The sequence below is a fragment of the Ruegeria sp. BHSB196 genome (genome assembly GCF_059613135.1).
Genome location: NZ_JBXWRY010000006.1, coordinates 22,919 through 35,013 on the forward strand (window position 1 = coordinate 22,919; position 12,095 = coordinate 35,013).

General features: G+C 62.0%; 11 protein-coding genes. 10 read left to right on the forward strand and 1 reads right to left on the reverse strand.

Annotation, left to right across the window (positions count from 1 at the left end):
* Positions 1–49 precede the first annotated feature (49 nt).
* Genes AC2FNJ_RS05535 through AC2FNJ_RS05550 form a run of 4 tightly spaced genes read left to right on the forward strand, consistent with a single transcriptional unit; the run spans position 50 to position 3,948 of the window.
* Positions 50–373, forward strand: a complete 324-nt coding sequence (locus AC2FNJ_RS05535) for a hypothetical protein (RefSeq protein WP_496763090.1) — start codon at positions 50–52, stop codon at positions 371–373.
* Between the two features lie 5 nt (positions 374–378).
* On the forward strand, positions 379–1,455 hold the full coding sequence (locus AC2FNJ_RS05540) for a hypothetical protein (protein ID WP_496763092.1): 1,077 nt from the start codon (positions 379–381) through the stop codon (positions 1,453–1,455).
* A 1-nt stretch (position 1,456) separates the two neighbouring features.
* Positions 1,457–3,520 (forward strand): glycosyltransferase, encoded by a 2,064-nt coding sequence (locus AC2FNJ_RS05545; protein WP_496763093.1) that lies wholly within the window; start codon positions 1,457–1,459, stop codon positions 3,518–3,520.
* A complete protein-coding gene (locus AC2FNJ_RS05550; protein ID WP_496763094.1) occupies positions 3,520–3,948 on the forward strand; it encodes a hypothetical protein in 429 nt (142 codons plus the stop codon). Before AC2FNJ_RS05545 ends, AC2FNJ_RS05550 begins: the two co-directional genes overlap by 1 nt.
* A 50-nt stretch (positions 3,949–3,998) precedes the next feature.
* Here AC2FNJ_RS05550 and AC2FNJ_RS05555 read toward each other — a convergent pair whose 3' ends face one another.
* On the reverse strand, positions 3,999–4,697 hold the full coding sequence (locus tag AC2FNJ_RS05555; RefSeq protein ID WP_496763096.1) for a TetR family transcriptional regulator C-terminal domain-containing protein: 699 nt from the start codon (positions 4,695–4,697) through the stop codon (positions 3,999–4,001).
* Positions 4,698–4,825: 128 nt separating this feature from the next.
* Between AC2FNJ_RS05555 and AC2FNJ_RS05560 the strand changes: the two genes are divergently transcribed.
* The 6 genes from AC2FNJ_RS05560 to AC2FNJ_RS05585 all read left to right on the forward strand — a co-directional run bounded on the left by AC2FNJ_RS05560 (position 4,826) and on the right by AC2FNJ_RS05585 (position 12,044).
* Positions 4,826–5,689, forward strand: coding sequence for an ABC transporter permease (locus AC2FNJ_RS05560; protein ID WP_496763097.1), 864 nt, complete (start codon positions 4,826–4,828; stop codon positions 5,687–5,689).
* Positions 5,686–6,480, forward strand: coding sequence for an ABC transporter permease (locus AC2FNJ_RS05565; protein ID WP_496763098.1), 795 nt, complete (start codon positions 5,686–5,688; stop codon positions 6,478–6,480). The genes AC2FNJ_RS05560 and AC2FNJ_RS05565 overlap by 4 nt, the downstream gene beginning before the upstream one ends.
* Before the next feature lie 19 nt (positions 6,481–6,499).
* Complete coding sequence (locus tag AC2FNJ_RS05570; protein WP_496763217.1) at positions 6,500–7,600, forward strand: ABC transporter ATP-binding protein; 1,101 nt, start codon at positions 6,500–6,502, stop codon at positions 7,598–7,600.
* A gap of 16 nt (positions 7,601–7,616) precedes the next feature.
* The gene (locus tag AC2FNJ_RS05575; RefSeq protein WP_496763100.1) at positions 7,617–8,675 is read left to right on the forward strand and encodes an extracellular solute-binding protein; all 1,059 of its coding nucleotides are present in this window, start codon (positions 7,617–7,619) and stop codon (positions 8,673–8,675) included.
* Positions 8,676–8,760: 85 nt separating this feature from the next.
* Entirely contained in the window at positions 8,761–10,827 is a 2,067-nt protein-coding gene (locus AC2FNJ_RS05580) for an oxidoreductase (RefSeq protein ID WP_496763101.1), read from the forward strand.
* Between the two features lie 8 nt (positions 10,828–10,835).
* Positions 10,836–12,044: an aromatic ring-hydroxylating oxygenase subunit alpha gene (locus AC2FNJ_RS05585; RefSeq protein ID WP_496763102.1), complete on the forward strand. Its 1,209-nt coding sequence runs from the start codon at positions 10,836–10,838 to the stop codon at positions 12,042–12,044.
* The last annotated feature ends 51 nt before the right edge of the window (positions 12,045–12,095 follow it).

A 12,095-nucleotide genomic window follows, 5' to 3' on the forward strand; every position in this document is an offset into this window, starting at 1 on the left:
CAACCGGGCGTGATTTGCGGCGCCCACACAAAACGATTGCGTCAAGACCATGCCTGACAAGAGACTCGTTGCCGTCGTGACGGCCATGCTTTTACTGACAACCTCCCACGGAGCCCGTTCGGAAGTGACGCTTGAACAGTTGCTGACGATTGATCGCCTTTTGAACGAAAACGACACCAAGGCGCTTTGGACCTATATCGAGCAGAACCCGGAACTGATGACGGGCGATGACGAACTGGCGCGGGAGTTGCGGAACTTCCACGACACCGCCTCGTTCGGCCGGTTGCGCTTCGACTACCTGCCGCTGTCCACGCGCGAGGCGCTTGACGGTGATACCGGCGAACTCGGGTTCACCGGCGCGGTTCTCTATTGAAGCCGATGGCGTTTGACAGGATCTCGACAGGCATCGACGGTCCCAGGCTGGCATATGTCATCGAACCGAGATTTCCCGGAGGCACCTCCGCCGCCGTCGCGGCCGAGCTTCGAGTGGCCGCCGAACATGCATCGATCGTGGTGCATGCGCGGAGGTCCAGAATGTTCGGCGACGGCCAGCATGTCGCCCCTGTGTTGCGCAGCGTCCTCGATACGTTCGGCATTCCGTTGATCTGGGATGCGCCCGAAATCGCTGCGGATGTGGTCGTCTTCCACAACCCAGCGTTTCTCAAGTTTCAGCACGAATTCAACGCAAGGATCGTGGCGCGGTCCCTGATCGTCGTGACCCACGAGAACTTTCTGCGTCCTGGAGGTGGAGAAGGGTTCGACGTGGCGGCGTGTCTCGGCCAGATCGGCGGTTCGACGCTGGCGCTCAGAAAGATCCTGGCGCCGATCTCGCCGCACAACCGCGCGACGGTGAGGGACTGGCTGGCGGCTTCGCCATTTGCACGGTATTGGGATGTCCTTGGGGATGACTGGTTCAACATATGCGAAACGGATGTCGAGGTCTCGCATCGCGAACCGCGGGACCGGCGCGGGCGGCTTTCGCGACCGGGTTTTGAAAAGTTTCCACCGCTGACCGATCTGGATGCCTGTTTCCCGGAACACGCTGAATACAATGCGATTCTCGGCGCGGATTCACTGTTGGAAGCCGGGGTCATGCGGGCGCATTGGCAGATGCTCCCCTTCGGGTCCATGGATGTGGATGTCTTTTTGGATTCGATCGATTTCTTCGTGTATTTCACGGCGCCAACCTGGCGCGAGAGTTTCGGGCGTGTCATTGCCGAGGCGCTTGCGGCCGGCAAGGTGGTTCTGACGGACCCCGATACCGGACAGGCGTTCGGCGATGCCGTCATCCCCTGCCGCCCGCAGGACGTGGATGCAATCGTGGCCGAGTGCGTCACCCAACCCGGCCGGTACCACGACCAGGTTTCCAGGATCGAACCGGTGCTGGCGCAGTATTCCGCCGCGAATTTCGCGCGGATGCTGACCGGAACGCTGGCTGGCGAAGTCGGGGTTTGACATGATCTTTGTCGAAGCCGGCACGCGGAACATCCGATCCTTCGACGCCCAGCTGATGTTCGCGGCGCAATTGTCGGCGCGTGGCTTCTCGGTCGGCATCGATGCCGACTATCTCCCCGAGGATGCCGGCCGCGGCAGAACCTACGAGGCGTCGCGCTTTCTCGTGGATCGGGAAGACATGGCGATCAGCGCGATCATCGTGCTGGGCGCTGAGGATATCGACGACATCCTGCTGGGCTCGCTGCGGGACAAGCAGCCCGGCCCGGAGGTGGCAGTGATCGCCGTCGGCCGGTTCCCCGATCACCAAAGCCATGTCGGCGCGCGGGCAAGGCTGGCCTATGCCCTGGGACGGGAAGCTGAAGTCATCGACCTGTCGGACACGCAATCCAATCCGGTTCTGCCAAACGCCATCGGCCCGCTTTTGGCCGAAATCCGAACCGGTGCAAGGTCGAGGTCCGACCGGCCCCGGCTTACGATCGTACTCGGTTCGATGGAATTGGACGATCCGGCCCTGTTGCCGTGTCTTTCCCAGATGAGCCACAACGGCGCATATCGCCTCAAGATCATCGTGAGCGGTACCCAGAACGACGAGATCAAGTCATCGTCCTTCTACGACCTGCCTACTTTTCAGTATACCGACCTGTCGCCGCTGACGCTGGCGGCGGAAACGGACATCCTTGCGGTATTCGGGCAGGGCGTGGCAGGCGAACGCGTGGCGGCGATGGCCGTGGTCCTGATGGCCGCCGGCGGTGTCGTGATCGACTGCACCGAGGACGAGGCGATAGTTTCGTCCAAAGCTCCCAGCCTGCTCGGCCCCAAATCCGTGCTGGCGCTGGACGGCTATCTGACGGGCAGGATTCTCGGCAACATGGCGCAGATCGGGGAGCAGGTGCTCAAGTCGCCGCGGTTGCGGACCGTGGATATTGCCCGGTTCGAGTCCATCGCCAAGCTTGCGCCGCCCACCTCCGGTTCGGATCCGACACCGCCGCGCATCGTGTTCATGCCGACCAACGGCGTAGGTCTGGGACACGCGCAGCGCTGCGGCATCGTAGCCCAAGCCATGCAAGAGCGGGTCAAGCCGGTCTTCGCCGTGTTCCCGAGCTGCGTGCCGCTGGTCCGGCGCCGCGGGTTCGACTGCGTTCCGCTGGTTCCGCGCGCCGACGCGCAGGAGCACCCGAATGCAAACGACATCCTGTCCTATCGCCGCCTCAGCGGACTGCTGCGGGACGGTGAAAAACTGGTCTTCGACGGCGGATACGTCTTCGACTCCATCCTGCGCGTGATCCTGGAAAAGCAGTTGAAATCGATCTGGATTCGGCGGGGGCTGATGCCGGGCGGGCGCGAGAACCGCGCCGCGCTGGCCCGCGAAACCGTCTTTGACCGCGTCATCGTACCGACTGAGGCCTTTTCGGAACTCAACGAACCCTACAGCTATGGCGAACACGTCCACTATGTCGGCCCGATCCTTCAGCAGACGGTTCAATCCGCGAACGACCCAGCCGAGCTCCGATCGCGTCTGGCCGAGCGGTTCGGAACGGAGTTCCGGCACCTGGTGGTGAGCATGTTGGGCGGCGGCGTCGCATCGGACAGGACGGCCCAGTTGAAGACGATTGCGGGCAAGCTGGCCGAGCGTCCGGATTGCCTGCACCTGATCGTCACCTGGCCGGGCAGCACCATCGATCCGTCGCTGTTCACCTGGAAAAACACCCGCGTCGTGCACACGTTCGAGGCGCTGTCACTGTGCCTTGCCGCAGATCTGGTCGTTTCGGCGGCAGGGTACAATTCGGTCCACGAGATCCTCTATCACAAGATCCCGGCGATCCTGATCCCGCAATTCGCGCCCTACCTCGATGATCAGACCCGCCGCGCAAGGGCTCTGTTCGAGCGCGGGCTTTGCGCCATGGTCGCGGATACCGAGTTGATGGCGCTTGACCGCCTGCTTGACGAGTGTCTCGACAACGGCGCGACGGAGCCAATTCGGGCGGCCCTGTCCCAAATCGACCTGCCCGACACCGGCGCCGAGGCCGCCGCGCGCCTGATTGCGGAAGACTGGGAGCGACGCTGATGCAGAACGTTTGGATGGATGTCCTGGGCAGGATTTCGCAACAAAGACCCGTCAACCTGGATCAAGACATCCTGGCCATGCCCGGGTCGGGTCAAGAGGGCAAGCTGTTGATGCCCATGGCGACACCGCCTTCGGGCGCATTGTGGCGCCGCGTGATGGAAGACTGGACGTGCATCGGCATCAGGATCTTCGAAGTTCCGCAAGCGCCGGCCACCGTCGCGCGAAAACTGGCCGCGGCCGCCATCGAACGGAACGTATTCCCGATCATCCTGAGCCGGGTCGATCTGAGCGGGTTCGAGCAATTCGGCTTTCGCGTCGAACGGATTCCGGAAGACGGCACCGCCGCCAAGGCTGCCGAGGCGGAATTGCGAAAATTCTGGGATCTCGCCATCATCATCGACGGCGCGGATGTCGGGTTGTTGAAATAGGCCGATCCTGGGCTGCCTGGCGCCATTGTTGTTTTCGGAACGCCGTAATCCTACCGGTTCGTCAATGCGCCGCGTGCGTTGAAATGGGTCGGGAACATCGCAGCGAGAAAGCGGAATACGATCCGCATGGCCTCATTCCGGTCGAAGCTGTCCGGGTGAAGCAGGTAGTCGGTCCACATCCCTTCCAGCATCGCCAGCAATCCGTGTGTGGCGTCGCGGGCCACCAAAGCGGGATCTTCGACCCTCGCTTCCCCGGCGATCCTGAGGAACGCGTTGTGGATCATGTTCCTCAGCTTTGCATCGCGCGTATTCGAAAAGGCCGCAACCGCGGCGCGATTGCGGGCTTCGCCGCGGAACGCGTACCAGATCGAGACGTTCTTTCGGTTGAGTACCGACTCACCTAGGTCGGCGCGCACGATCATCTCGATGCGTTCCTGACCGGATTGACCAGCCGTGTTCAGAAGCGCATAAATCTCCTTGTAATACTGGTCCGACGAGAAACGGGCGGCCTCATCCACCAAGTTTTCCTTGCCCCCGAAATGCAGGTGAATCATCCCGCGGGACAGACCCGCGCGCTGAACGATCTCGCTGACGGACGTTTCCGAGATACCCTTCTCCGCAACCGAATCCAGCACCGCCTTTATCAAGGCCAGCCGGTTTTGCTCACGGATCTGCTGGCGCCGCCCGCCGGGTGGCCTTGGGGAATCGGGTGTCAATTCAGCATCTTGAGCTGTTCTGTCCGGTGGCATCAGCTGCGCTTGTCCATCTGTCATCCAAAATAAGTGTTGACACAGCTTGCCGGATAATTCCAGATTTAAATGGACGATTGTCCATTTTTTGGTCGACGCGTTATCGTCGCGACAGTTGGGCCCAGACCATGGCAGGCATGATCAGAAGTGAGGCAGGCAAGGGCATCGCGTTGAGCGCGCCGGCGACGCTGTATGTCGGCCTTCTGGTCGCAGTGCCTCTGTGCATCCTGGTCGCCTACAGCTTCTGGACGCAAACCTATGTCGAGGTCAGCCGCAAACTGACGTTGGCCAACTACATCGAAGCCTTCACCGATCCGCTGGTGCGCCATCTGATGATCAGATCGGTGGCCATCGCCGGGGCCGTCACCCTGGCGACTGTCGTGTTGGCCTATCCGATCGCCTACTTTATCGCCTTCCGTGCGCAGAAAAAGACGCTCTGGCTGCTGTTGATCACCATCCCGTTCTGGAGCAGCTACCTGCTGCGGGTGTTCAGCTGGAAACTCATCCTGGGCTTCAATGGCGTGATGAACTCGGCCCTCCTGTCGCTCGGGCTGATCGACGAACCGCTCACGTTCCTGCTCTACAACGAGTTTGCCGTGGTCCTGACCCTGGCGCATGCCTGGGCGCCGTTCGCCATCCTGCCCATTTACGTTTCTCTGCAAAAGATCGATCGCAGCCTGCTCGAAGCCGCAACCGACCTGGGGTGCAACAGGCTCGAACGCTTTCTTCGCGTGACCCTGCCGCTGACCGTGCCGGGGATCATCGCGGCCTGTCTGATCATCTTCATCCCGACCGTCGGAGATTACGTCACGCCCGCCCTGGTGGGCGGGTCCGAAGGCAAGATGGTGGCCAACCTGATCCAGGTCCAGTTCGGCGCCGCCAACAACTGGCCCTTCGGGGCGACGCTGTCCTTGCTGGCGATGGCGTCGGTGGGCTGCGTGGCGCTTCTGTTCGTGTGGGTCGCAACGACGCTGGGGCGGAGGATCAGATGACCCGAACACCGCGCCTGCCCTGGTTGATGATCTACGCGATCCTGTATCTGGTCTTTCTCTATCTGCCGGTTCTGCTGCTGCCCCTGTTCTCGTTCAACGACGGAACAATCGTCGCCTTCCCGCTCAAGGGCTTCACGTTCAAATGGTACGCCCAGTTGGGCGCGCAGGAAACGCTGCTGCAGGCCATGGTCAATTCGCTGATCGTCGGTTCGGTGACGGCGCTGATGGCGACGTCGCTGGGCCTTTTTGCGGCGCGCGCCTATGTGCGCTACCGGTTCACGGGGCGTGAGGTGTCCGAGGGGCTCGTGATGCTGCCATTGGTGATTCCCGGCATCATCGTCGCGAGTTCCATGCTGGTTCTCTTCATCAGCATCGGCTTGAAACCGTCCCTGACGACGGTGATCCTGGGCCACGTATTCGTCGCGCTGCCATTCGCGGTGTCGATCATGAAATCGGCCTTTGATGATTTTGACCAGTCGCTGGAAGAGGCGGCGTTCGATCTGGGCGAGAGCGTCGTCGGCACGTTCCGCCGCGTGACCTTGCCGATCGTCGCTCCCGGAATTGTCGCAAGCCTGCTCGTCACCTTCACCGTGTCCTTCGACGAGTTCGTGCTGGCGTTCTTCCTGTCCGGAAACAGCCCGACATTGCCCGTGTACATCTGGAGCCAGATCCGGTTCCCGGCCAAGCTGCCCAACACGCTGGCCCTCGGATCGCTGCTGCTGATGGCGTCGGTCCTGCTGCTGTTGGTCGCCGAATTCTTCCGCCGCCGTTCGGTCAAGTCCGCGGTCTGATTGAGAGGGGCCCATGGGGATGAACCAGAACACCATCATCGAGATTACCGGGGTCGAAAAACGTTTTGGCACGTTCGTGGCGGTTTCCGACCTGAACCTCTCGTTGAAAGAGGGCGAGTTCTTCTCGCTGCTCGGGCCGTCAGGTTGCGGCAAGACCACGGCGCTGCGCATGATCGCGGGGTTTCAGGATCACGAAAAGGGTGAAATCCGCATCGGCGGCCAGTTGATGGGCGACGTTCCCGCAAACAAGCGCCCGACCAACATGGTGTTCCAAAGCTATGCGATCTTTCCGCACCTGAATGTCGGCTACAATGTCGGCTTTGGCCTGCGCAAGTCCGGTCTCTCCCGCAACGAAATCGATGAGCGCGTCGCCGAGGCGCTGGACATGGTCGAACTCGGCGGACTGCAGAGCCGAAAGGCCAATGAGCTATCGGGCGGGCAACGCCAGCGGGTGGCGCTGGCCCGGGCGTTGGTGATGCGTCCCAAGGTTCTGCTGCTGGACGAACCTCTGTCGGCGCTGGACAAGAACCTTCGCCAGGCGATGCAACTGGAAATGCGGCGCTTGCAGCAGAAACTCGGAATCACCTTCGTTATGGTCACGCATGACCAATACGAGGCGATGACTATGTCGGATCGCATCGGCGTGATGTTTGCGGGCAAGCTGAAACAGGTCGACCGGCCCGAGGTGATCTATGCCCAGCCCTGCGACCGCGAAGTTGCCGCCTTTATCGGGGGCATGAACTTTCTGAACGCGCAGGTTGTCGAGGAAAGGGGCGACAAGCTCGAAGTCGACATTCAGGGATTTGGTCGGATGACCATTGGCGTGAACTCGAACGTCGCGGCCCATGATCGGAATCTGCTGGTCGGCATCCGCCCCGAACAGCTGGACATCGGCGCGCAGAAACCCGAGGGATACGATGCCTATGTCCAGGGCGTGGTGTCGGACGTGGCCTTCTATGGCGAGAGCGTCCACTACTACGTGCAGGGCGAGGATCTGCCCGAACCCGTGTCGGTTGCGGTCCCCAACTATTTCCACACGGTCGATCATCAGCGCGGCGACAGGGTATGGCTCGGCGTTCAAAACGCGTCGGTCATCGATCTGGGCAGACGCGAAGAATAAATCAGGGAGGAGAAGAATGACTATCAGAACCAAGACATTCGCCGGTGCGGCCGTTGCCGCCGTGATCGCAGGCGGCGCCTGGGCCGGTGCGCAAGACCTCGTGGTATTCGACTGGTCCGGTTACGAAGATCCCGGCTTTTTCGGGGAGTATGTCGAAAAATACGGCGGCCCTCCGAGTTACACGTATTTCGGCAGCCAGGAGGAAGCGTTCACCAAGCTTCAATCGGGTTTCGAGGCCGATCTCGCCCATCCGTGCACGGACGCGTTGCGCAAATGGGTTGCGGCCGACCTGTTGAAGCCCATCGACACCAGCAAACTGTCGAACTGGGACAAGCTGCTGCCGAAGATCAAGGAGGTCGACGGCATCACCATCGACGGCCAGACCTACATGGTGCCGTTCGAATGGGGCAACACCGGTTTGATCTACCGGACCGACATGATCTCGGCGGACGACATTTCGCTGCAGTTGATGGCGGATCCGGCCCATCAGGGCAAGGTCGCGATTCCGGATGCGGCCTCCAGCGCCTATGCCCTTGCCGCGCTGGCCACCGGCGCGTCCAGCTACACCGACATGAGCGACGAGGAATTCCAGAAGGCTTCGGACTTTCTGCGATCCGTTCACCCGAACGTGCGGTTCTACTGGTCGGATGCGGGGCAGCTCGACCAGGCGATCGCCAGTGGCGAGGTCACGATGGGCTGGGGCTGGAACCAGTCGGAATTGAACCTGATCTGGAACGAAACGCCGGCCGTGATGATGCGTGACGTGGACAAAGGCATCGCCACCTGGGTCTGCGGCTATGTGCACCTGAAATCGGCCAAGCAATCGGATGAGCAGGTTTATGACATGCTGAATGCGCTGAGTTCGGCCGCCAGCGGAAAATACATCATCGAAAGCTGGGGCTACGCCCATGCCAATGCCGACGCCTTTGCCGAAGCCGACCCGGAACTTGTCAAGACCTACGGGTTCTCGGACGTGGACAGCTTCTTCGAAGGCAGTCTGTTCTTCGATGCCGTGAAGCCGGAACTCGAAGCCCGGATGCTGAAGGAATTCGAACGCATCAAGGCCGGGTTCTGAAGCGACACACCCTGACTGCGGGAAAGGGCAATCACTGTCCTTTCCCGACATGGCCCCTTTCAAGCGAGACGGAGGTTGCGCTGCGATGTCAGGCGCCGACGCTTATTCTGTTCTGTTCGAAACGGTGAAGATCGGTCCCGTAACCGCCCGGAACCGGTTCTACCAGGTGCCCCATTGCAACGGCATGGGGCATCTGCGCCCGCGCGCCGAGGCCGCGATGCGGGCGATCAAGGCCGAAGGCGGCTGGGCCGTCGTATCCAATCAGGAGACCGAAATTCACCCCACGTCGGATCTGTCGCCCTTCGCCGAAAACCGGCTCTGGGACGAAAGGGACATTCCCGCGTTGCGGCTGATGACGGATGCCGTCCACGACAGGGGCGCGCTGGCGGCCATCGAACTGGTGCACAACGGCCACCACGCGCAGAACCATCTGACGCGGGCCCCGCTGCTGGCACCGTCGGAACTGGCGCTGCAGACCGCGTATCCCAAACAGGCACGCGCCATGGACAAGACGGACATCCGGGCACTCCGGCACTGGCATCGCGCTGCGGCTCGCCGGTCGCGCGAGGCGGGATTCGACATCGTCTATGTCTATGCAGGCCACCACATGACGCTGCCGCACCACTTCCTTCTGCCACAGTTCAACGACCGGACGGACGAATATGGCGGGTCATTGGAAAACCGTCTGCGCCTGACACGCGAACTGCTGGAAGACACTCTGGAGGAGGTCGGCGACACTTGCGCCGTGGCGCTGCGCTTCGCGGTGGACGAAATGTCGGGTACCGACGGGATGCAGGCGCAGGAAGAGGGGCGCGCGGTCGTCGAGATGCTGGCGGAGCTGCCCGACCTTTGGGATGTCAATGTTGCGGGTTGGAGCAACGACTCCGCCACCACTCGGTTTGAACCTCGGGACGGGTTTCAGACGCCCTATGTCGATTTCGTCAAGCAGGTCACTTCGAAACCGGTGGTGGGTGTCGGACGATTCACGTCGCCCGACATGATGGCGTCCCTGGTCAGGAAGGGCGTTCTGGATTTCATCGGCGCCGCACGCCCTTCGATTGCCGACCCGTTCTTGCCCAAGAAGATCCAGGAAGGGAGGATCGAGGAAATCCGCGAATGCATCGGCTGCAACATCTGTGTTTCGTCGGACACGCTGGGCGTCCCGATCCGGTGCACCCAGAACCCGACGATGGGCGAAGAGTGGCGGCGCGGGTGGCACCCCGAGGTGATCGAAGGCCGAGGGCGGGAGGAAACCGCACTGGTGATCGGCGGCGGTCCGGCGGGTCTGGAGTGCGCGATGCAGCTTGCGCGCCGCGGATACGAGGTGACACTGGCCGAAGCCGGGGCGGCGCTGGGTGGGCGGGTCTTGCGCGAATCCGGCCTGAGTGGCCTCGCCGCCTGGAAACGGGTCGCCGATCACAGGATTCATGACCTCCAGCAACGGGCCAATGTACAGCTCTTCACCGAAAGCCGGCTTGTGGGGGAACAGGTGGTGGAACTGGGTATTCCCAACGTGTTCGTGGCAACCGGCGCCGTTTGGCGCCGGGACGGGCGCGGCAAATCCGCGTTGGCCGGTGTCGCCGTGGCGCCGGAGACACTGGTCCTGACTCCCGACGACATCATGGCCGGAATACAGCCGGCAAGCGGCCCGCTCGTGATCTATGACGACGATCAAGGCTATCTCGCGGGCGTGCTGGCGGAACACCTGGCGCTGGCTGGGCACGAGATCACGCTCGTCACGCCCGCCGCGATCGTGTCCCCGTTCACGGAGCTGACGCTGGAACAGGTCCGGGTGCAACGCAGCCTGCTCGAGAAAGGCGTTCGCCTGATCACCTCGCACACGCTCGAAAGCACGGTGGCAGGAGAGGCTGTGTTGAAGTGCGCCTTTACGGGGCGGAAACGGGCCGAGGCTTGCGGCACGGTCCTGATGGTCACGCAACGTGCGCGAGAAACGGCGCTTTTCGACGAGCTGCGCTGCTTGCCGCCGGGCAGCCTGAGCAAGCTGGAATTGATCGGCGATGCGGCAAATCCCGGCCTGATCGCCGACGCCGTCTATTCCGGCCACATGGCCGCGCGAAACTTTGAACGGGATCCGGCGGATGTGGAGCGAGAACTGTTCCGCCGCGAATTGATCGACCTTGAAGCCAGATGAGGTGCGCCATGCCCAAGGATGACCTGCAGGAGATGCGCGATTTGATGGACGGCTACCGCGAAGGGTATGCGCTGCCGCGCCATTTCTACACGTCGCAAACGGTATACGAGAACGACATCCGCGCTTTCTGGAACCGAAACTGGATCTGGGCCGGGCATGTCAGCCAGATCCCCGAACCGGGTGACTACTTTCTGCTCGACTACGGACCCGAGTCGGTGATCGTCGTGCGCGACAGCGGAAACGCCGTCCGGGCGCACCTGAATGTCTGCAGGCATCGGGGTTCGCGGGTCTGTCTGGAACGAAAGGGAACCGCCAGGGCCTTTGTCTGCCCCTACCACGCCTGGACCTTTGACCTGAACGGCCAGCTCAGAAACGGGCGCGCGATGGGGAGTGAATTCGATCCAGGCGCATACGGCCTGCTTCCGGTGCAGGTGACAGTGTTCCAGGGTTTGATCTTCGTGTGCGCCGCACAGGATGCACCGCCGCTCGCCCCGGCCCTGGAGCGACTGGAACCGTTGTCTCGACCCTTTGAATTCGAGAATCTCAAACTCGCGCACGAAGCGTCCTATCCGGTTCCGGCCAACTGGAAACTGGCGCTTGAGAACTACCTGGAGTGCTATCACTGCGCACCGTCGCACAAGGACTATTCCCGCAGCCATTCGCTCAAGGATCCAGAGCAGGTGCGCGCGTTCAGCGGCGCGTTGCACGAACGCATGGCCGAAAACGGCATACCGATCGGCGACCTCGATCTGACCGGACGAAACGCCGTCGCGCCGGGCGCGGACGTCTACTGGCGCCGATACCCCCTGTTTCCCGGGTATCTGACGGGCAGCCGGACCGGCGAAGCCCTTGCGCCTCCGCTGGGGACGCTCCGGGGGCATGACGGCGGGGCGACGGACCTGGGGATCGGGACGCTGAACTACTTTCTCGTCTACGCGGATCACGTGGTTGGGTATCGTTTCATTCCGCGCGGCCTGCAGCAGACCGACATTCAGATCGTCTGGCTCGTCAGAGGCGATGCCGAGGAAGGAACGGATTACGACAAGAGCGCGCTGACCTGGCTCTGGCATGTCACTTCGCTCGATGACGAACGGATCATCCGGCACAATCAGGAGGGTGTGAACTCCCACCTGTTCGTTCCCGGACCGCTGTCAGAGATGGAATGGAGCCTGCCCGGATTCTACAGAAGCTATTTCAGCATGATCTCAAAAGTTTGACCGAAGTGCGGCCAATCCTGCCGGCATGTCCGGTGCAAGACTCGCGGAGTG

What these genes read in the sequence shown, in the direction of transcription:
- AC2FNJ_RS05535 (WP_496763090.1), top strand. Translation starts at nt 50, where the DNA reads ATGCCTGACAAGAGACTCGTTGCCGTCGTGACGGCCATGCTTTTACTG.
- AC2FNJ_RS05540 (WP_496763092.1), top strand. Translation starts at nt 379, where the DNA reads ATGGCGTTTGACAGGATCTCGACAGGCATCGACGGTCCCAGGCTGGCA.
- AC2FNJ_RS05545 (WP_496763093.1), top strand. Translation starts at nt 1,457, where the DNA reads ATGATCTTTGTCGAAGCCGGCACGCGGAACATCCGATCCTTCGACGCC.
- AC2FNJ_RS05550 (WP_496763094.1), top strand. Translation starts at nt 3,520, where the DNA reads ATGCAGAACGTTTGGATGGATGTCCTGGGCAGGATTTCGCAACAAAGA.
- AC2FNJ_RS05555 (WP_496763096.1), bottom strand. Translation starts at nt 4,697, where the DNA reads ATGCCACCGGACAGAACAGCTCAAGATGCTGAATTGACACCCGATTCC.
- AC2FNJ_RS05560 (WP_496763097.1), top strand. Translation starts at nt 4,826, where the DNA reads ATGGCAGGCATGATCAGAAGTGAGGCAGGCAAGGGCATCGCGTTGAGC.
- AC2FNJ_RS05565 (WP_496763098.1), top strand. Translation starts at nt 5,686, where the DNA reads ATGACCCGAACACCGCGCCTGCCCTGGTTGATGATCTACGCGATCCTG.
- AC2FNJ_RS05570 (WP_496763217.1), top strand. Translation starts at nt 6,500, where the DNA reads ATGAACCAGAACACCATCATCGAGATTACCGGGGTCGAAAAACGTTTT.
- AC2FNJ_RS05575 (WP_496763100.1), top strand. Translation starts at nt 7,617, where the DNA reads ATGACTATCAGAACCAAGACATTCGCCGGTGCGGCCGTTGCCGCCGTG.
- AC2FNJ_RS05580 (WP_496763101.1), top strand. Translation starts at nt 8,761, where the DNA reads ATGTCAGGCGCCGACGCTTATTCTGTTCTGTTCGAAACGGTGAAGATC.
- AC2FNJ_RS05585 (WP_496763102.1), top strand. Translation starts at nt 10,836, where the DNA reads ATGCCCAAGGATGACCTGCAGGAGATGCGCGATTTGATGGACGGCTAC.